Raw genomic sequence first — 18,330 nt, 5'->3', positions numbered from 1 at the left:
CAAGAACAACCATTGAAGTCAGTAGTTAGTAACCAGTAACTTGGCGGCATGGCGCAGAGAGGACGGATGACAGGCCCGGAACGACGGCAGCAAATACTGCGGATAGCGGCAGACGAATTTGCAGCGTCCGGACTGCACGGCGGTTCGACCGACAGGATCGCCCGCGAAGCAGGGATCACCCAGGCTTACATCTTTCGAATATTCGGAACCAAGAAGGCACTCTTCTCCGAGCTGGTGGTCGCGTCGTTCGACCGTGTGGCGGATGGGATGCGCGAGGCCGCAGGTACTGCCACCGGTCAGCAAGCCTTGGCCTCGATGGGGGAGTGCTATTACGCCATGCTCGAGGATCGAACCTCACTCCTGCTGCAGCTGCAGGGCCTCGCCGCGTGTGGCGACAAAGAGGTGCGCGACGCCGTTCGAGAGGCGTTCGGCCGGATGTGGAACACCGTCGTAGAGGTCACCGGTCTCGACGCCGTGACCGTCAAAGCGTTTCTGGCGTTCGGCATGCTGCTCAACAGTGGCGCGGCCCTGCAGATTCATGACGTCGACCAACCCTGGGCGAACGGAGTGGGCACTCGTATCCACGCCGGATTGTTCGACCACATCACGAGCGAGACGAACCGTTGATCTCCGGCTCCGAGCACGACGAATCACGAATGTTCGTGCCTTCTCTGTTGTTCGTCGGAGTCGTCGTCGCCGCTGTCGGTAGCCTCGGTGCCCCGCTGATCACCAGCGTCGCAACCACTTTCGACGTCTCCCTCTCCAGTGCGCAATGGACGTTGACGTTGGCTTTGTTGACCGGTGCCGTCACGACACCGGTTCTGGGCCGCCTCGGATCGGGTCCGCATCGACGGGCAGCAATACTCGGGACACTGGGCGTCGTCTCGGCCGGAGGCATTCTGACCGCACTGCCGCTGTCCTTCTCCTGGCTGCTCCTCGGCCGCGCAGCCCAGGGAGTGGGACTGGCCCTGGCTTCGATGCTGATGGGTGTGGTGCGAGATCATCTGTCCGACAAGCGGTCCGGATCGACCATCGCTTTGTTGTCGGTCGCGTCTACTGCGGGTGTCGGTGTGGGCTATCCATTGTCGGGGTTTCTGGCCGAGCACGGCGGTCTCCGGCTCGCCTACGGATTCGGTGCTGCGATGACGGTCATGGCGTTTGCCGTTGCTCTGCGAGTTGTTCCTGCCTCGACGCGCAAGCGTGCGACCCGGATCGACGTTCCGGGTGCGGTGCTGCTGGCGCTCCCTCTCACCCTGGTGCTCGTTCTCATCAGTGAGACCGCGCTGTGGAGTAGCCGCCCTTGGACGGCGGGGGTGCTGGCTGCAATCGCGGTCGTCGCTGCGGGCATATGGGTACGCGTCGAACTGAGAAGCTCGGCGCCGCTCGTCGATCTTCGGTTGTTTCGTCACAGGGCCGTGGTCGGAGCGAACGGCGCAATGTTTCTCGGCGGCATCGGAATGTATCTGCTGCTGACCCTCGCTACGCGCTACGCGCAGACGCCTTCCGGTGCCGGATACGGTTTCGGCCTCGACGTGTTCGCGGCGGGCCTCGTCCTGGTTCCGTTCTCGGTGTTCGGATTTCTCGCCGGCAAGCTGGTACCCAGAGCGCTGCCTCGGGTGGGGGCAGCCAGCGCGCTGACGGTCAGCGCACTGATCGTTCTGGTGGCTCTCGCCTTGTTCGCCGGTACCCGCGCCGGCGTCGTTGAACTCTGTGCGGTGATGGCGATTCTGGGTTTCGGAGTCGGAAGCTTTTCGGCCGTGCTGCCGGCCGTCGTGCTGCCGGTGGTGCCCTCCGCGGAGACCTCGAGCGTCATGAGTATCAACCAGGTGGTGCGCAGTGTCGGATTCTCTTTCGGAAGCGCGGTCGGTGGTCTGGTACTCGCCGCCGGAACGAGTCCGGGCTCCACCTTCCCCGGAGAGGATGCCTACACGTCCGCCGCCTGGGTGGGGGTGGTCGTCACCGCTGCCGCGGCCATCGTGAGTGCCTCTGTTCTTCATGGCCGGGCAATCGCCGGGCATCCGACGTGAGGCGGGTAGAGTACGCAATCGCGAACGAGTTGGCTGGACGGCTGCGGCTCGAAGTACCGACGGACAGGTTCCGTTCCGCTTCGGGCCGAGGAAAGTCCGGACTCCACAGAGCAGGGCGGTTGTTAACGGCAACCCGAGGTGACTCGCGGGACAGTGCCACAGAAAACAGACCGCCTGCGGTTCGGTTCTTCGGAAACGAAACGCAGGTCAGGGTGAAACGGTGCGGTAAGAGCGCACCAGCATCCCAGGTGACTGGGGTGGCTAGGTAAACCCCGCCCGGAGCAAGGTCGAAGGCTGCACCGCGCAAGGGGTGCAGCTGCGCAGGTGCTCGAGGGCTGCTCGCCCGAGCCTGCGGGTGGACTGCTCGAGGTACCCGGCAACGGTGTGCCCAGATGGATGGTCGTCTATTCGATCTCGCGAGAGCGGGTCGATGCACAGGATCCGGCTTACAGGCCGACTCGTTCGCACTCCAATTTCTCGCGCGGTACACCTGCGGCGTGGCTGTATGGGGCACACTGGAAGTCATGACCGACGACGACAGCTCCTGGTACTACGACATCAGCACCAAGCAGGTTGTGCAGGGCAAGGAGACCAATGCCCTCGACCGCATGGGTCCGTATCCGGACAAGGCCACCGCAGAGCAGGCGCTGAAGATCGCAGCCGCCCGCAACAAGGCCGCCGACTCCGACGACGACTGGAACAACTGACGGTGCTGCTCACCCGGCTGAGGGCTCCGAACTTCGATTTCGAGTCCATCAGATCCGAGTTCGGTCTGTCCGATGTCTTCGACGCAGACGTGATGCGCGACGCGATCGAAGCCCGAGACCTGCACGCCGACAGCAGAATCGACCGCACCGACATTCCTTTCGTCACCATCGACCCACCCGGCTCGAAGGACCTCGATCAAGCCGTACACATCGAGAAGACGGCCAACGGCTTGGTGGTGCACTACGCGATCGCCGACGTGGGTGCGCTGGTGATGCCGGGGGGAGCGCTCGACGTGGAAACCCGCCGACGCGGCCAGACGTACTATCTCCCCGACGGATCTGTTCCCTTGCACCCGCGTGAGTTGTCGGAGGGCTCGGGAAGCCTGTTGGAGGGCCAGACTCGCTGCGCTGCGCTGTGGACCATCGAACTCGACGACGTCGGTGAAGCCGCGGCGTGGACCGTCACCCGGGCGCTCGTGCGTTCGACCGCGCGTCTCGATTACGCGGGAGTGCAAGCCGACTTCGACGCCGGCACACCGCACCCGTCGATCGCTGCCCTTGCCGAGTTCGGACACCTACGGGCGGAGGCAGCGAGGCGTCGAGGAGCCATCGACATCACGCTCCCCGAGCAGGAAGTGGTTCCGGACGGGCACGGTTGGCGAATCGTTCTGCAACCGCGAACAGCAGTGGACGGCTGGAACGCCGAGGTGTCCTTGCTGACGGGCATGTGCGCAGCCAGAATCATGCTCGACGCCGGAATCGGCATCGTACGCACGCTTCCGCCCGCACCGCCCGAGGCCGTCGAGACCCTGAAGAAGACCGCGAACGCACTCGGAATCGAGTGGCCCGCCGGCGCGTCCGCCGGCGCGGTACTCGCCGGCCTGCCCACCGACGAACCGTCGACTCTGGCGATGATGACTCAGGCCACGGGATTGCTTCGGGGAGCGGACTATTCGGCGTTCGACAGTCGGACCCCGAACTCGACCATCGATGCACCCGGCACCGACGATTCCGTCGAACACTCGGGTATCGGAGCGCCGTACGCCCATGTGACGGCCCCGTTGCGACGGCTGTCGGATCGGTTCGCCACCGAGGTGTGTCTGGCCGTGGTCGCCGGTGTGCCCGTCCCCGAGTGGGCGGCGCAGGCGCTGCCGGAGCTACCGGCGATCATGCGTGGATCGGATTCTGCAGCATCGAAAGTGGACCGAGCCTGCATCGATCTGACCGAAGCGCACGTGCTCGAAGATCGCGTAGGTCATACGTTCGACGCAGTGGTGCTGCGCGGTGCCGAGGGCAAGCGCGACGCCGAGGTGCTCGTGTCCGAACCGATAGTCATGGGCAAGTGCGACGGCGAGCCGCCTGCGGGGGAGTCGGTGAAGGTCCGATTGACTCGGGCCGACACCGACTCGCGCACAGTCCGATTCGACTATCCGTCTGTCACGGCCTGAATCGGTCGGTCGCCTCGACCAGGTGGTGGACGATGCCCGGCTCGGCCGCAGAATGGCCGGCATCGTCGACGATCACCAGATCTGCACTCGGCCAGGCCTTGTGCAGTGCCCACGCGCTCGTGGCCGGGCACACCACGTCGTAGCGGCCCTGCACGATCACACCAGGAATACCGTCGAGCAGGTGCGCGTCGCGTAGCAACTGGTTCTCTTCGAGGAAGCACCCGTTGCGGAAATAGTGGTTCTCGATTCCGGCGAAGGCGCGAGCGAAACGCGCATCCGAATTATGCTGTACAGCATCGGGTTTCGGGAGCAGGTAACTCGTCGCTGCCTCCCACGACGACCACGCCACCGCGGCCCGGGTCGCGGCAGCGTCGTCCTCGGACATCAACTGTCGGTGATATGCCTCGACCAGATCCCCGTCTCGTTCGCCTTCCGGAATGGGGGCGAGAAACTCCTCCCACAGGTCCGGGAAGATGTGTCCGGCACCGCCGCGGTAGTACCAGTCGATCTCCGACGGCCGGACGAGGAAGATTCCTCGGAGCACGAGTCCTCGCACCCTCTCGCGATGCGTCTGTGCGTAGGCCAGCGACAACGTGGAGCCCCAGGATCCGCCGAACACCAACCAGGTGTCGATGTTCAGGTGCTCGCGGAGTTTCTCCATGTCGGAGATCAAGCGATCGGTGGTGTTGACCGACAGATCTGCCCCGTCGGCAATATGTGGGGTCGACAGCCCGCAGCCTCGCTGATCGAACAACACGATGCGGTAGACCTGCGGATCGAAGTAGCGACGCTGCAGTGGATTGGTGGCACCGCCGGGACCGCCGTGCACGAACACCACCGGTTCGCCGTCGGGGTTGCCGGAGATCTCCCAGTAGATCCGCTGCCCCTCGCCGACGTCGAGGTGACCAGTCTGCACGGGCTCGATCTCCGGGTACAAGGTGCGCATCCTAGAAACCGACCAGACCGGAGGCCAGATCCGGGATGTCGAGGGAGCGGATGGCCTCGTCCCGCACGTCCGAGCACGTTTCCTTCGTGATGTCGTCGACGAGCGCGCGATTCTGCACCACCTGGAGATTGATGACGCCGCTCTGCGCAGCCCAGGTCTGCACCAGAATGTTCAGACCGCCGCGGCCGAGAGTGGGGCCCTGCACGCGCCAATTCGACAGCTGCGCTTCGAGATCGGTGCACAGCTGCTGCTTCTGGGCATCGGTGACAGCCGCTCCCGCAGGAGTCGTCGTCGCCACCGTCGTGCTCGGAGCGGTCGTTGTGGTCGACGACGAACCGGTATTGGTCGTGTCGGTGCTGCATGCCCCCACTACGGCGAGAAGCGCAGCCGCACCGACCAGTGCGACTGCGCTTCGTCCTGCAATGGACGTCGTACCCCGTCTGATTGTCATGGCCCGAGTGTGCCATCCGAACCGGGATCAGACGACGACGGTCAGTAGCTGTGTTCGGGTCCGGGGAAGACTCCCGAGCGCACCTCGGACATGTACGTGGTGGCTGCGGTGCGCAGCGAATCGCCCACGTCGGCGAACTTCTTGACGAACTTGGCGGTCTTGCCGTTGGTGTATCCGGCCATGTCCTGCCACACGAGAACCTGAGCGTCGCATTCGTTGCCCGCTCCGATGCCGACCGTCGGGATCGTGAGCTTGCGGGTGACCTGGCCGGCGATGTCGGCGGGGACCATCTCCATGACGACGGCGAAGGCACCTGCCTCCTGTACGGCGATGGCGTCGGCGACGAGTTGTTCGGACGCGTCACCGCGACCCTGAACGCGGAATCCGCCGAGGGTGTTGACGCTCTGCGGGGTGAATCCCACATGGGCCATGACGGGGATGCCGGCAGCGGTGATGGCGGCGATCTGCGGTGCGACCCGCTCGCCGCCCTCGAGCTTCACCGCGCCCGCGAGGCCTTCCTTCATGAAACGAACAGCGGTTTCGAGGGCCTGCTGCGGTGAGGCTTCGTAGGTACCGAAGGGCAGATCTGCGACGACGAGCGCGTGCGGTGCGCCGCGTACCACTCCACGTACGAGAGGAAGCAACTCGTCCACGGTGATCGGCACGGTGGTGTCGTAGCCGTACACGACGTTGGCCGCGGAGTCACCGACGAGAAGCACAGGCACGCCGGCTTCCTCGAAGATGCGGGCACTGGAGTAGTCGTACGCCGTCAGCATTCCCCAGCGCTCACCCTCTGCCTTCATCTGCAGCAGATGGTGGGTACGGGTCTTGCGGGTCAGCGCGGTCGCCGGAGATTCGGTGGACGAACCGCCGTACACAGCATTTTCGGACATCTTTGTCCCTTTCTGGTCCTCGAGGCCCGCCTGGCGGGTCCCCGGGATGGGGTGTGATGACGTGCTCAGTCTGCCACCGCCCTTCCGTCGCAGGAATGCTGGTAGGGAGTGCAATTTGTCACAGTCGCGCCAACAGCTGATCGTCACATCGGGGGCTCGTACGCGCCCCTCCCGACCGTGATCGGCATCCGGCGATCGCGCCCGAACGCCCGCGAGGTGACCTTGGTGCCGATCGGATACTGCCGCCGCTTGTATTCCGCTGTGTCCACCTTGCGCACGATGTCCGCCACGACGGACGCGTCGAAACCCGCCGCGACGATGTCTGCGACGCCCTGATCGTGGTCGACGTACCGAAACAGGATGGCGTCGAGGGTGTCGTAGTCGGGCAGTGAATCGGTATCGAGCTGACCCGGCCGAAGCTCGGCCGAGGGCGGCTTGTCGATGCTCGATTCGGGGATCGGCGGGACGTCTCCGCGGTCGATCGCGGACTCGTTGCGCCAGCGCGCCAATCCCCAGACCAGCGTCTTGGGCACGTCCTTGATCGGTGCGAAGCCGCCGACCGCGTCGCCGTAGATCGTCGAATAACCCACCGCCAGTTCGGACTTGTTCCCGGTGGCAAGGACCAGATGGCCGAAGGTGTTGGACAGCGCCATCAACACGATTCCCCGGCATCTCGCCTGGACGTTCTCCTCGGCCACGCCGGTCAAGTGCAGCTGGTCGACGAAGCCGGCGACCATCTGGGAAATCGGTTCGGTTCGAAAGTGAATGCCGGTGCGCGCGGCGAGATCCTCGGCATCGACGCGCGAATGCTCCGAGGAGAACTCCGAGGGCATCGACACTGCGTACACCGCGTCAGCGCCGAGGGCATCGACGGCGATGGCGGCGACGACCGCCGAATCGATTCCACCGGACAGACCGAGGGTGACCGCACGAAAGCCGTTCTTGTGCACGTAATCTCGTAGCCCGGTCACCAACGCGCCCCACACCTGTTCCTCGGCGCCGAGGGGCTGAGCCAGGGACGGCTCGGTACGCTGCCAGCCGCTGATCGCGACGTCGGGCAGAGCGACGCGATCGATCGTCCAGCCCGCCACCGCGGGGGAGTCCGCGACCGGATCCGCGGGGGCATCCACGTCGACGATCAGCAAGTGCTCGACGAATTGCGGAGCCCGGCCCCACGTCGAGCCGTCGGGACCGAGCACGAGACTTCCCCCGTCGAACACCAGCTCGTCCTGACCGCCGACCGCGTTCACGTACGCGATGGGGGTCCCGATCTCGGTGGCTCGGCGCTGGACGACAGAGTGACGAATCGTGTCCTTCCCCTGCTCGAAGGGGCTCGCGTTGAGGCACAGCAGTAGATCGACTCCGGCCGAGGCGTAGGCGGCAACGGATCCACCGGGTTGCCAGATATCCTCGCACACAACGAGTCCGAGTCGCATGCCGTTGACCGTCACGATGCTCAAACGGGAGCCGGGCGCGAAATAACGTGCCTCGTCGAACACCCGGTAGGTGGGCAATGAATGCTTGTCGTACCGAGCTGCGACCCGGCCGTCGACGATCACCGCCGCGCTGTTTCTCGAGCCCTCGACATCGCGGTCGAGATACCCGACCACGACGATGCGATCGCCGCACCCCGCTCGGTCCAGGGACTCCGCCAGCCCCGTCAGTGCCCGCGCCGATGCCGCGGCGAACGACGGATTCAACGCCAGATCCTCGACCGGATACCCGGTCAGGGCCATCTCCGGAAACACGACCACGTTGGCACCGTCATGGGCGGCACGGACGGTCCAATCGACGATTGCCGCCGCATTCGCTTCGAGATCGCCGACGACGGGATTGATCTGGGCGAGGGCGAGTCTGAGGGCCTGCACCGTGTAGACGCTAGTGCTCGACGGCCGTCCCTGCCGGGCAGCGAGAATGGAGTGTGGCCGGAAAGACCTGGCACGATCGACTCATGAGAACGCGCACCACGACGTCGGTCGTGGCACTGTCCGCAGTCGCCCTCGTCCTCGCCGGCTGCTCCGCGCCCGGGCCCGGTGCCGACCCCGATCCGTCCACCGCGTCCGACTCCACGTTCTCGGCTCCGGCCGGTCCTGTTCCTGCCGGGCTCGAGGCGTTCTACACCCAGAATCTGCAGTGGGAATCGTGCGAGTCCTACAACACGGATGGGTCCGAACTCGGCGACGCAGTCCAGTGCGACCGAGTGACCGTGCCACTCGACTACGCCGATCCGGGCGGCAAGACCATCGACATCGCGATCTCACGCACACAGGCGACGGGGGAGAAGATCGGGTCGATCCTGATGAACCCGGGCGGTCCGGGATCGTCGGGGCTCTACCTCGCCGAGCAAGCCGACGGCACCCCGATCGCCGACCGGTTCGACCGCATCGGATTCGATCCACGTGGAATCGGGGCCTCCGAACCCGAAGTGCGCTGCCTGACGTCCGAGGGAGTCGACGAAGAGCGTCGGGAACCGGACGTCGACGTCAGCCCGGAAGGGATCGCCGCCACCGAAGCCGATCATCGCGACTACGCGGCGCAATGTGTCGAACGCACCGGGGCCGACGTGCTCGAACACGTCGGCACCCGTGAAGTCGTCCGCGACATGGATGTCATCCGCGCAGTGCTCGGCGACGAGAAGCTCACGTACGTCGGGTACTCGTACGGGACACGCATCGGTACCGCCTACGCCGAGGCGTTCCCGTCGAACGTCCGGGCCATGGTGCTCGACGGAGCACTCGATCCCGACCAGTCGCCCGTCGACGAGGCCGTCGCCCAGGGTGCGGCGTTCCAGACCGCGTTCGACCAGTTCGCTGCGGACTGCACGCAGACGGATACCTGTCCGCTCGGCACCGATCCGTCCCAGGCCGTGGCGCAGTTCCGGACCTTGGTCGATCCGCTGGTCGACAAGCCCGCCGACACCACCGACCCGCGCGGACTGAGCTACGACGACGCGATCACCGGAGCGCAACAGGCGCTGTACTCACCGCAGCTCTGGCGCTTGCTGCGAGCCGGACTGAGCGAACTGCGAGAGGGAAGGGGAGACACACTGCTGCGCCTCGCCGACACCTACTCCGGACGGCTCGAGGACGGTAGCTACACCAACATCGACGACGCGTTCAACGCCGTCCGATGCGTCGACGGCCCGCCGACCACCGACCGGGGGGAGGCCGACGAGGCCGACGCCAGGTTCCGCGCGGCAGCGCCGTACCTCGACGACGGCCGCTCCGCCGGGAACGCGCCGCTGGATCTGTGTGCCTTCTGGCCGGTGCCGAACACCAGTGAGCCCCACATCGTGGAGGTGGAGGGGCTGCCCACGCTGGTGGTGGTCTCGACGACGAACGATCCGGCGACGCCCTACCAAGCGGGCGTGGAACTGGCCGACCAGCTGCGCGGCGACCTGGTCACCTACAACGGCACCCAACACACGGTGGCGTTCTCGGGAGTCGAGTGCATCGACGATCCGCTGACGAACTACCTCGTGGACCTCGTCCCACCAGGCGAAGGGCTGGTCTGCTGACACGTACCTCACCGGGCGCGCGGTGAGCGGAGAGTTCCACGAAGTGAGACTGAATTCACGATGTAACACAGATTTAACTCCGTTTGCTTACTCTCGCGTTCATGGATCGTCAAAAGGAATTCGTGCTCCGGACTCTCGAAGAGCGCGACATTCGTTTCGTCCGCCTCTGGTTCACCGACGTCCTCGGGTACCTCAAATCGGTGGCCATCGCGCCCGCTGAACTCGAAGGTGCATTCGACGAGGGAATCGGCTTCGACGGCAGCGCCATCGAAGGATTCGCCCGCGTCTCCGAGGCCGACACCGTCGCCAAGCCGGATCCGTCGACGTTCCAGATTCTGCCGTGGTCGACCAGCAAGGGTCACCAGCACTCTGCCCGCATGTTCTGCGACATCGCCATGCCCGACGGCTCGCCGTCCTGGGCCGATTCGCGCCACGTGCTGCGTCGCCAGCTGAGCAAGGCTGCCGACCTCGGATTCAGCTGCTACGTGCACCCCGAGATCGAATTCTTCTTGCTCAAAGACGCTCCCCAGGACGGCTCACCGCCGACCCCGGCAGACAACGGCGGCTACTTCGACCAGGCCGTGCACGACTCGGCTCCGAACTTCCGCAGGCATGCCATCGACGCGCTCGAGTCGATGGGCATCTCGGTCGAGTTCAGCCACCACGAGGCAGCGCCGGGCCAGCAGGAGATCGATCTGCGGTACGCGGACGCACTGTCCATGGCCGACAACATCATGACCTTCCGCTACGTGGTCAAGGAAGTCGCCATCGAAGAGGGCGTGCGCGCGACGTTCATGCCCAAACCGTTCAGCGACCAGGCCGGCTCGGCGATGCACACGCACATGAGTTTGTTCGAGGGCGACGCCAACGCCTTCCACAACCCGGACGATCCGATGCAGCTGTCCGAAACCGGCAAGTCCTTCATCGCCGGCATCCTCGAGCACGCCAACGAGATCAGTGCCGTGACCAACCAGTGGGTCAACTCGTACAAGCGTCTCGTGCGTGGTGGCGAAGCCCCGACCGCTGCATCCTGGGGACCGGCCAACCGGTCGGCATTGATTCGTGTGCCCATGTACACCCCGAACAAGGCGTCGTCGCGACGCGTCGAGATTCGTAGCCCCGATTCGGCCTGCAACCCGTATCTCGCGTTCGCGGTGCTGCTCGCGGCAGGCCTGCGCGGAATCGAGAAGGGGTACACCCTTCCTCCCGAGGCCGAGGAAGACGTGTGGGCATTGACCTCCGCGGAGCGTCGCGCCATGGGCTACAAGGAACTGCCGGGCAACCTCGACCAAGCGCTCAACGCGATGGAGGGTTCCGAGCTGGTCGCAGAAGCACTGGGCGAGCACGTGTTCGACTTCTTCTTGCGCAACAAGCGTCGCGAGTGGGAGGAATACCGCAGCCACGTCACGCCGTACGAGCTGAGGGCGTACCTCGGTTTGTAGAGTAGCGGGGTCTGTAACAACCCACCGCTGCCATGGGCTACGTTCTAGTCGATCCCGAATGTAGGTTCGATGCCGGCGTGGGCACCCTCGCGTCGCATTACTGACGACGAGGTATATCTGTGGCACCCCGAGGTGGATTCTGATGGTGCGTCCTCCCACTTCCAGGTCGGTCGTACCCGGACCTGGCCGCCTCGGTCTCGTCGAGGAGACTGCGCCGTCCGATCTGCGCACCCTGGGCTGGACGGGCGAAGAGAGTCTGGAGCTGCTGTGGTCGCTCTCGCGTGCCCCCAACGCCGATCTCGCACTGCGCACGCTGGTGCGCATGTACGAGATGCTCGGCAGTGGCTGGGCCGAATTCGACACCGCACTGCGTAACGACAAGGGATTCCGCGGCCGCCTCCTGGGACTCGTCGGCGCGTCCAGTGCGCTCGCCGACCACCTCGTTGCCGACGACACCACCTGGCGGTTGTTACTGACCGCGGAAGGTCAGAGCAGCGGTGTCTCGGCGAAGATCCAGTTGCCCAGCAAGGCAACGCTGGTCGCGGAACTGCTCGAGGCCGTCGGGGCCGAGCCGGAGACCGGGCCCAATGCCGCACCCGATCTGTACCGGGCGTCCGTCACCGGCCCGCCCGCCGTGATCGCCCTGCGCAAGAAGTACCGCGACCAGATCATGGTGTTGGCCGCCTACGACCTCGCCGCGACCGTCGAGAACGAACCGGTCCTGCCGTACACGGTGGTGGGAGCCCAACTGTCCGACATGGCGGATGCGGCGCTCACTGCGGCTCTGGCGGTGGCGGTGGCGACCGTGTGTCCCGATGCCCCGTGTCCGACGCGGCTGGCCGTCATTGCCATGGGCAAATGCGGTGCGCGCGAACTCAATTACGTCTCGGACGTCGATGTCGTGTTCGTCGCCGAGCCGGCGGACTCACAGGCGAGTCGGATCGCCGGCGAGATGATGCGCATCGGGTCCTCGGCGTTCTTCGAGGTCGACGCTGCGCTTCGCCCCGAAGGTAAGCGCGGCGAGCTGGTTCGCACGCTCGACTCGCACGTGGCCTACTACAAGCGCTGGGCCAAGACCTGGGAGTTCCAGGCCCTGCTCAAGGCTCGGCCGATGACCGGCGATATCGCCCTCGGCAACGACTACGTCGATGCCGTCAACCCGATGGTGTGGCTGGCCAGTCAGCGCGAGGACTTCGTGCCCGAGGTCCGTGCGATGCGGCGACGAGTCGAGGAGATGGTGCCGACCGAGCTTCGAGAGCGGGAGATCAAACTCGGACGCGGCAGTCTGCGCGACGTCGAATTTGCCGTCCAGCTCCTGCAATTGGTGCACGGCCGAACGGATGAGTCGTTACGCGTACTGGGCACGACCGATGCACTGACGGCTCTGACCGAGGGCGGGTACGTCGGCCGCGACGACGCCGCGAATCTGACCGCGTCCTACGAATTCCTGCGACTCATCGAGCATCGCCTGCAGATGCAGAGAATGCGGAGAACACACACCCTGCCTCCACCGGACGATGAGGAATCGCTTCGGTGGCTGGCCCGTTCGGCGCACATGCGACCCGACGGCAATCGCGATGCGCTCGGTGTACTGAACGCCGAGATCAAGAGGAATGCCCAGCGCATCCGTCGGCTGCATGCGAAGCTCTTCTACCGGCCGTTGCTCGATTCGGTGGTCAAGTTCGACTCGGAGACAGTGCGTTTGACCCCCGACGCGGCGACGCGTCAGCTTGCCGCGCTGGGATATGCGACGCCGCAGAATGCGTTGGGCCACCTGCGAGCGCTGGTCGGTTCCGGTACTCGCCGCGGTCAGATTCAGGCCGTGCTGCTGCCGACCCTGCTCGAATGGCTCGCAGACACCCCCGACCCGGATGCGGGACTGCTCAATTACCGCCGGCTCTCGGAGTCGGCGGGGGAGCAGACGTGGTTCCTGCGGGTACTTCGCGACGAAGGCGCAGTGGCGCAACGGCTGATGATCGTGCTCGGATCCTCGGCCTATGTGCCGGATCTGCTGATCAAGGCCCCCGAGGTCATTCGCTTGTTCGCCGACGGCCCCACCGGCCCGCGTCTGCTCGACGTCGAGCCGGAGGAGACCTACCGCGCCATCCTGTCGTCCTCGGCTCGGTACGAGGATCCGGTGCGAGCGATCAACGCGGCGAGGGCGCTGCGGCGTCACGAGCTGGCACGGGTGGCGTCGGCAGACATCCTCGGCATGCTCGACGTACCTCAGGTGTGTCGGGCGCTGTCGTCGGTGTGGGCCGCCGTGATCAATGCCGCTCTGGCCGCTGCCATCAGAGCCAGCGAAATCGAGCGCGGCGAACCGGCACCGGCAACCTTGGCCGTCATCGGTATGGGACGCCTGGGCGGCGGCGAACTCGGCTACGGAAGCGACGCCGACGTGCTGTTCGTCTGCGAACCGGTGGACGGCGTCGACGAGACCGTTGCGGTCAAGTGGGCCAACACCATTGCCGATCGCATCCGCAAACTGCTCGGAGCGCCGAGCACGGACCCTCCGCTCGAAGTCGACACCGGCCTGCGCCCGGAAGGTCGCAACGGCCCGGTGGTGCGCACGCTGTCGTCCTACGCCGCGTACTACTCCCAGTGGGCTCAGGCATGGGAGGTGCAAGCTCTGCTGCGTGCGCATCAGGTCGCGGGCGATCAGGACCTGGGCATCCGATTCCTGCTGATGGCCGACAAGGTGCGCTACCCCGAGGGTGGAGTGTCTGCCGACGCCGTCCGTGAAATTCGGCGTATCAAGGCGCGGATCGACTCCGAGCGTCTCCCCAAGGGAGCCGACCCGGCCACTCACACCAAGCTCGGACGTGGGGGACTGGCGGACATCGAGTGGACCGTACAGCTCATCCAGCTCCGATACGCACACAAGGTCCAGTCACTGCACAACACCTCGACGCTGCAATCCCTCGACGCGATCGGCGCAGCCGAGCTGATGAGTGAGACCGACATCGAGCTGCTGCGCGAAGCGTGGATCCTGGCGACGAAAGCGCGCAATGCGCTCGTCCTGGTTCGCGGTAAGCCGACCGACCAACTGCCGAGACCGGGTGCCGTCCTGTCCGCCGTCGCACAGGTGGCGGGGTGGGAGAACGGCGACGCCGGGGCATTCCTCGACAACTACCTGCGCGTCACGCGTCGAGCCAAGGCAGTCGTGGAGAGGACGTTCGGCGGACTCTAGTCGCTGCCTGCGGTGACGAAGCCCTGCTTCACCATCCAGTCGCGCGCGACATCCGCGGGCTCACGGCCGTCGATGTCGACCTGCTTGTTCAACTCCGAGATCGCTTCGTTGGTGAGCGCAGCGGAAATGGGCGCGGTGACCTCGGCTATCTCCGGATAGCGATCGGCGATCTCCTGCCGCACGACGACAGTCGCGTTGTATCGCGGGAAGAACGCCTTGTCGTCCTCGACCACGGTCAGGTTCAGGCCCTTGATTCGGCCGTCGGTGGTGAACACCTCACCGAATCGGCACTGCGAACCGTCCGCAGTTGCCTGGTAGATGACGCCGGTCTGCAGAATCTGCACGGAGATGGCGTTGGCATCGAAACCGTAGGTGGCGGCGAGGCCGGGGAGTCCGTCCTGGCGACTGTTGAACTCGGTCTCGACGCACAGCGATGCGGCGGCAGGATCTCGGTTCACCAGAGCGGCGTAGTCCGACAGCGTGCGCACACCGGTCTCCTGCGCGACCTGCTGATTCATGGCCAGCGCGTAGGTGTTGTCCATCGGCGCGGGATTGACCCAGTCGATGCCGTTGGCCTTGTCGGCATCGCGCACTGCCTCGAATTGTTCCGTGGCATCGGGAATGGGCTTCTCGTTACCCAGGTAGTTGATCCACCCGGTTCCGGTGTATTCGTAGGCGAGGTCCACCTGGCCGTTCTGCATCGCGAGTCGAACGCTCTGCGAGCCGACGATGTTGGTGAGGTCGCGAACGTCGGCACCGGCTGCGCTCAGCGCGAATTCGAGGATGTAGCCGAGGATGATCTGCTCGGTGAAGTCCTTCGATCCGACGGTGAACTCGGCACCTTCGAGCCCCTCGAGCGGAGTGATGCTGCCGGCCTCGACCGACAACGGCATCGCGCCGCCGGACTGCAATCCGCACCCCGTCAGCGCGAGAACGGTGGTGGCGGACAGCGCTGCGAGTCGTCGGGTGGTGCGCCGCATCAGCGGAGTCCTTTCGGTCCGAGGTAGGCCTCGGCGAGTGCGCCCAGCCAATCCACCAACAGCGCGAGTGCTACCGCGAGAACGGCACCCACGACGAGAATGAGTGGTTGGTTGAGCTTGTAGCCGGTGTCGATCAGCACACCGAGCCCGCCTGCTCCGACCAGAAAGCTCAGAGTTGCGGTGCCGACGGCGAGCACGAGCGAGGTGCGCAGACCCGCCAGGATGAACGGCACCGCGAGCGGAAATTCGATGCGGCGCAGAATGCCCATGTTCGACATGCCCTGTCCGCGAGCGGCATCGATGTAGTTCGGCTCGACTGTCTGAAAGCCCAACATGGTGTTGCGCAGAACGGGGAGCAACGAATAGAACGCGATCGGGAGAACGCCGGTCCAGAAACCCGTTGCGCCCGTCCACAGGAACAACAACACCAGCAAGCCGACGGCCGGTGCGGCCTGCCCGATGTTCGCGATACCGATGAACAGTGGTGCAGCCTTGCGATACCCGTTGCGAGTCAACAGAATACCCAGAGGCACGGCGATGACGAGCACCAACGCGGTGACGACGAAGGTGATCAGCACATGCTCGAGAACCCGGGTGGAGATCGTGCTGATGTTGATCGTCTCGGCCTGCGTCGCGGTGAGGTCTCTGGTCAACGCGTAGACCAACAGAATCGCCACGATCACCAGCACCAGGGCCGGCTGGATGAGAAGACGAATTCGCTCGGCGCGCTTGGCAGTACGAGCGGCGTCCTTGGTCTCGTCGCCGGTATCGGCGAGTGTCGTCACGACGGAGTCCCAGCAGCTTCGCGCGGCTCGTCGTGATCGTTCGCGTGTTGCGACCGCAACGACTTGATGGTGTCGATCAGCACGTCGATGGTCACGGTGCCGACGTACTCGCCGCGATTGCCGGTGACGGTCGCCGTCGCATTGCCCTCGGACAGTAGAGCTTCCAGAGCATCCTGCAGGGTCGACTGGGTCGACACCAGTTCTCCCATCGGCACCCCGACGTCACGGAGGCTGCCCACACCCGCGAGGTGGCGTCGATCCGTCCACCGAATCGGGCGTCTACGGGAGTCGACGATGATTCCCCAGGCTTCGGGATCCGATCCCAGCGCGGAGTTCATCGACTCCACCGAGTCGTCCTCGCCGAACACCGGCACGTCGGACAGCTCGATGTCGCGTACTCGCATCAACGTCAGCTGCTTCAAAGCGGCTCCGGCTCCGACGAACCCGGCCACGGTGTCGTCGGCCGGGTTGGCGAGCACCGCCTCGGGAGTGTCGTACTGGAGGATCGTGGACTGGTTACCGAGCACGGCGATGCGGTCACCGAGCTTGACCGCCTCGTCGAAATCGTGCGTGACGAAAACGATGGTCTTGCCCAATTCTGCTTGCAGACGCATCAATTCGTCCTGCAGCAACCCGCGGGTGATCGGGTCGACGGCGCCGAACGGTTCGTCCATCAACAGCACCGGGGGATCGGCGGCAAGAGCGCGTGCGACTCCGACGCGTTGCTGCTGACCGCCGGAGAGCTGCCGCGGATAACGCTGGCGATAGACCGCCGGATCGAGGCCGACGAGGTCCAGCATCTCGTCCGTGCGGTCGTCGATTCGCTTCTTGTTCCACCCGATCAGACCCGGCACCATCCCGACGTTCTGCGCAATCGTCATGTGCGGGAACAGGCCTGCCTGCTGAATGGAATAACCGATGGTGCGGCGCAATTCGTTCGGATCGATCGACAGTGCGTCCTTGCCACCGATCGTGATGCGGCCCGATGTCGGCTCGATCAGACGGTTGATCATGCGCATCGTCGTCGTCTTGCCGCAACCGGACGGCCCGACGAGTACGACGACCTCGCCCGCGGGGATGGTCATCGACACGTTGTCGACGGCAGCGAGCTTCTGCCCCGGGTAGCTCTTGGTCACGTTCTCGAGCACGATTTCCGCGCCGGAGACATTCGATGTACGGGTCGAGTCACTCACGGATACCCCTCGAGGTGGTCAGTTTGCCGATCAACACGTAGATCCCATCGAGGATCAACGCCAGCAGGACGATCAGGACAGTGCCGGTCAGAGCCTGCGGTAGAGCTGTGGGGCTACCCACGCGGGCGAGGCCCGAGAAGAGGAGGTTGCCGAGTCCGGGACCCTTGGCGTACGCGGCGATGGCGAGAATGCCCATGGCCATCTGCGTACTGACGCGCATCCCGGTGAGGATCGACGGCCACGCGAGTGGGATCTCGATGCGGCGCAACACCAGAGCGCGGCTCATTCCGATTCCGCGGGCCGCGTCGGCAACGGCCGGATCGACGGCTGCCAAGCCCACCACGGTGTTTCGAATGATAGGGAGAAGCGAATACAGAACAAGAGCTGTCACAGTGGGTTTGACGCCCAGACCCAGCACCGGAATGAGAACTCCGAGCAGTGCGAACGACGGAATGGTGAGCACCGTACTCGCCAGGGCCGTGGCGACTGCGGAGCCCGCGGGGCTTCGGTACACGAGCACACCGATCGCCACCCCGATGACGGTTGCAATGACAACGCATTGAATGACGGCCGACACGTGGAGATATGAATCGATCGCCAACTGCCTTCGCCGCCCGACGATGAAATCCCACAGTGCATCCATGCAGTCGTCGTCCTCTGTTCGCCGGTAGCGGTAGTTGTCTTTGCCCCGCGTACCGACTATCAAACGCCGACCGGTCTGAATTTCTTTGCGGATTGCCACAAAAGTTGC

The 18,330-nt window shown here is 65.0% G+C and carries 15 protein-coding genes and 1 other RNA gene; 8 read left to right on the top strand and 8 right to left on the bottom strand.

Going from position 1 to position 18,330, the window contains the following annotated elements; genetic code table 11:
• Window positions 1-48 precede the first annotated feature (48 nt).
• The 5 genes from J1M81_RS13340 to J1M81_RS13320 all read left to right on the top strand — a co-directional run bounded on the left by J1M81_RS13340 (window position 49) and on the right by J1M81_RS13320 (window position 4,182).
• On the top strand, window positions 49-627 hold the full coding sequence (locus J1M81_RS13340; RefSeq protein WP_241258031.1) for a TetR/AcrR family transcriptional regulator: 579 nt from the start codon (window positions 49-51) through the stop codon (window positions 625-627).
• Window positions 628-656: 29 nt separating this feature from the next.
• Window positions 657-2,027 carry an MFS transporter gene (locus J1M81_RS13335; protein ID WP_206498164.1) on the top strand — a complete coding sequence of 457 codons (1,371 nt, stop codon included), beginning with the start codon at window positions 657-659 and terminating at the stop codon, window positions 2,025-2,027.
• Window positions 2,028-2,052: 25 nt separating this feature from the next.
• An RNA gene (rnpB, locus tag J1M81_RS13330) (RNase P RNA component class A) lies at window positions 2,053-2,492 on the top strand.
• Window positions 2,493-2,551: 59 nt separating this feature from the next.
• Entirely contained in the window at window positions 2,552-2,734 is a 183-nt protein-coding gene (locus J1M81_RS13325) for a hypothetical protein (RefSeq protein ID WP_027497419.1), read from the top strand.
• Between the two features lie 2 nt (window positions 2,735-2,736).
• Window positions 2,737-4,182 carry an RNB domain-containing ribonuclease gene (locus J1M81_RS13320; protein ID WP_032374379.1) on the top strand — a complete coding sequence of 482 codons (1,446 nt, stop codon included), beginning with the start codon at window positions 2,737-2,739 and terminating at the stop codon, window positions 4,180-4,182.
• Here J1M81_RS13320 and pip read toward each other — a convergent pair.
• The 4 genes from pip to J1M81_RS13300 all read right to left on the bottom strand — a co-directional run bounded on the left by pip (window position 4,172) and on the right by J1M81_RS13300 (window position 8,340).
• Window positions 4,172-5,128: a prolyl aminopeptidase gene (pip, locus tag J1M81_RS13315; protein WP_032374378.1), complete on the bottom strand. Its 957-nt coding sequence runs from the start codon at window positions 5,126-5,128 to the stop codon at window positions 4,172-4,174. The two genes, J1M81_RS13320 and pip, sit on opposite strands and share 11 nt — an antisense overlap.
• A gap of 1 nt (window position 5,129) precedes the next feature.
• Window positions 5,130-5,579: a hypothetical protein gene (locus J1M81_RS13310; RefSeq protein WP_045841259.1), complete on the bottom strand. Its 450-nt coding sequence runs from the start codon at window positions 5,577-5,579 to the stop codon at window positions 5,130-5,132.
• Between the two features lie 41 nt (window positions 5,580-5,620).
• A complete protein-coding gene (gene panB, locus J1M81_RS13305; RefSeq protein ID WP_032368131.1) occupies window positions 5,621-6,472 on the bottom strand; it encodes a 3-methyl-2-oxobutanoate hydroxymethyltransferase in 852 nt (283 codons plus the stop codon).
• A 143-nt stretch (window positions 6,473-6,615) separates the two neighbouring features.
• Entirely contained in the window at window positions 6,616-8,340 is a 1,725-nt protein-coding gene (locus tag J1M81_RS13300) for an NAD+ synthase (protein WP_032374377.1), read from the bottom strand.
• A gap of 83 nt (window positions 8,341-8,423) precedes the next feature.
• Here J1M81_RS13300 and J1M81_RS13295 point away from each other — a divergent pair, with 83 nt between their 5' ends.
• The 3 genes from J1M81_RS13295 to J1M81_RS13285 all read left to right on the top strand — a co-directional run bounded on the left by J1M81_RS13295 (window position 8,424) and on the right by J1M81_RS13285 (window position 14,621).
• Entirely contained in the window at window positions 8,424-9,989 is a 1,566-nt protein-coding gene (locus J1M81_RS13295; protein ID WP_206498163.1) for an alpha/beta hydrolase, read from the top strand.
• 101 nt (window positions 9,990-10,090) lie between these two features.
• Window positions 10,091-11,431 carry a type I glutamate--ammonia ligase gene (gene glnA, locus J1M81_RS13290; RefSeq protein ID WP_027497412.1) on the top strand — a complete coding sequence of 447 codons (1,341 nt, stop codon included), beginning with the start codon at window positions 10,091-10,093 and terminating at the stop codon, window positions 11,429-11,431.
• 142 nt (window positions 11,432-11,573) lie between these two features.
• Window positions 11,574-14,621: a bifunctional [glutamine synthetase] adenylyltransferase/[glutamine synthetase]-adenylyl-L-tyrosine phosphorylase gene (locus J1M81_RS13285; RefSeq protein ID WP_206498162.1), complete on the top strand. Its 3,048-nt coding sequence runs from the start codon at window positions 11,574-11,576 to the stop codon at window positions 14,619-14,621.
• On the opposite strand, the gene J1M81_RS13280 is transcribed toward J1M81_RS13285, so the two are convergent.
• Genes J1M81_RS13280 through J1M81_RS13265 form a run of 4 tightly spaced genes read right to left on the bottom strand, consistent with a single transcriptional unit; the run spans window position 14,618 to window position 18,222 of the window.
• Window positions 14,618-15,601 carry a glycine betaine ABC transporter substrate-binding protein gene (locus tag J1M81_RS13280; protein WP_206498161.1) on the bottom strand — a complete coding sequence of 328 codons (984 nt, stop codon included), beginning with the start codon at window positions 15,599-15,601 and terminating at the stop codon, window positions 14,618-14,620. The genes J1M81_RS13285 and J1M81_RS13280 overlap by 4 nt on opposite strands.
• Window positions 15,601-16,386 carry an ABC transporter permease gene (locus J1M81_RS13275; protein ID WP_027497409.1) on the bottom strand — a complete coding sequence of 262 codons (786 nt, stop codon included), beginning with the start codon at window positions 16,384-16,386 and terminating at the stop codon, window positions 15,601-15,603. The genes J1M81_RS13280 and J1M81_RS13275 overlap by 1 nt, the downstream gene beginning before the upstream one ends.
• Window positions 16,383-17,579, bottom strand: coding sequence for an ABC transporter ATP-binding protein (locus J1M81_RS13270; protein ID WP_027497408.1), 1,197 nt, complete (start codon window positions 17,577-17,579; stop codon window positions 16,383-16,385). The genes J1M81_RS13275 and J1M81_RS13270 overlap by 4 nt, the downstream gene beginning before the upstream one ends.
• Window positions 17,572-18,222: an ABC transporter permease gene (locus tag J1M81_RS13265; protein ID WP_027497407.1), complete on the bottom strand. Its 651-nt coding sequence runs from the start codon at window positions 18,220-18,222 to the stop codon at window positions 17,572-17,574. The genes J1M81_RS13270 and J1M81_RS13265 overlap by 8 nt, the downstream gene beginning before the upstream one ends.
• Window positions 18,223-18,330 lie beyond the last annotated feature (108 nt).

The sequence above is a fragment of the Rhodococcus sp. KRD175 genome, assembly GCF_017168275.1.
Lineage (GTDB): Bacteria > Actinomycetota > Actinomycetes > Mycobacteriales > Mycobacteriaceae > Rhodococcoides > Rhodococcoides fascians.
This window is presented reverse-complemented; position numbering and strand designations above follow the sequence as displayed.

Bases quoted from the DNA above. Each gene is read 5' to 3' on its own strand.
- J1M81_RS13340 (WP_241258031.1), top strand. From the start codon at position 49: ATGGCGCAGAGAGGACGGATGACAGGCCCGGAACGACGGCAGCAAATA.
- J1M81_RS13335 (WP_206498164.1), top strand. From the start codon at position 657: ATGTTCGTGCCTTCTCTGTTGTTCGTCGGAGTCGTCGTCGCCGCTGTC.
- J1M81_RS13325 (WP_027497419.1), top strand. From the start codon at position 2,552: ATGACCGACGACGACAGCTCCTGGTACTACGACATCAGCACCAAGCAG.
- pip (WP_032374378.1), bottom strand. From the start codon at position 5,128: ATGCGCACCTTGTACCCGGAGATCGAGCCCGTGCAGACTGGTCACCTC.
- J1M81_RS13310 (WP_045841259.1), bottom strand. From the start codon at position 5,579: ATGACAATCAGACGGGGTACGACGTCCATTGCAGGACGAAGCGCAGTC.
- panB (WP_032368131.1), bottom strand. From the start codon at position 6,472: ATGTCCGAAAATGCTGTGTACGGCGGTTCGTCCACCGAATCTCCGGCG.
- J1M81_RS13295 (WP_206498163.1), top strand. From the start codon at position 8,424: ATGAGAACGCGCACCACGACGTCGGTCGTGGCACTGTCCGCAGTCGCC.
- glnA (WP_027497412.1), top strand. From the start codon at position 10,091: ATGGATCGTCAAAAGGAATTCGTGCTCCGGACTCTCGAAGAGCGCGAC.
- J1M81_RS13285 (WP_206498162.1), top strand. From the start codon at position 11,574: ATGGTGCGTCCTCCCACTTCCAGGTCGGTCGTACCCGGACCTGGCCGC.
- J1M81_RS13280 (WP_206498161.1), bottom strand. From the start codon at position 15,601: ATGCGGCGCACCACCCGACGACTCGCAGCGCTGTCCGCCACCACCGTT.
- J1M81_RS13265 (WP_027497407.1), bottom strand. From the start codon at position 18,222: ATGGATGCACTGTGGGATTTCATCGTCGGGCGGCGAAGGCAGTTGGCG.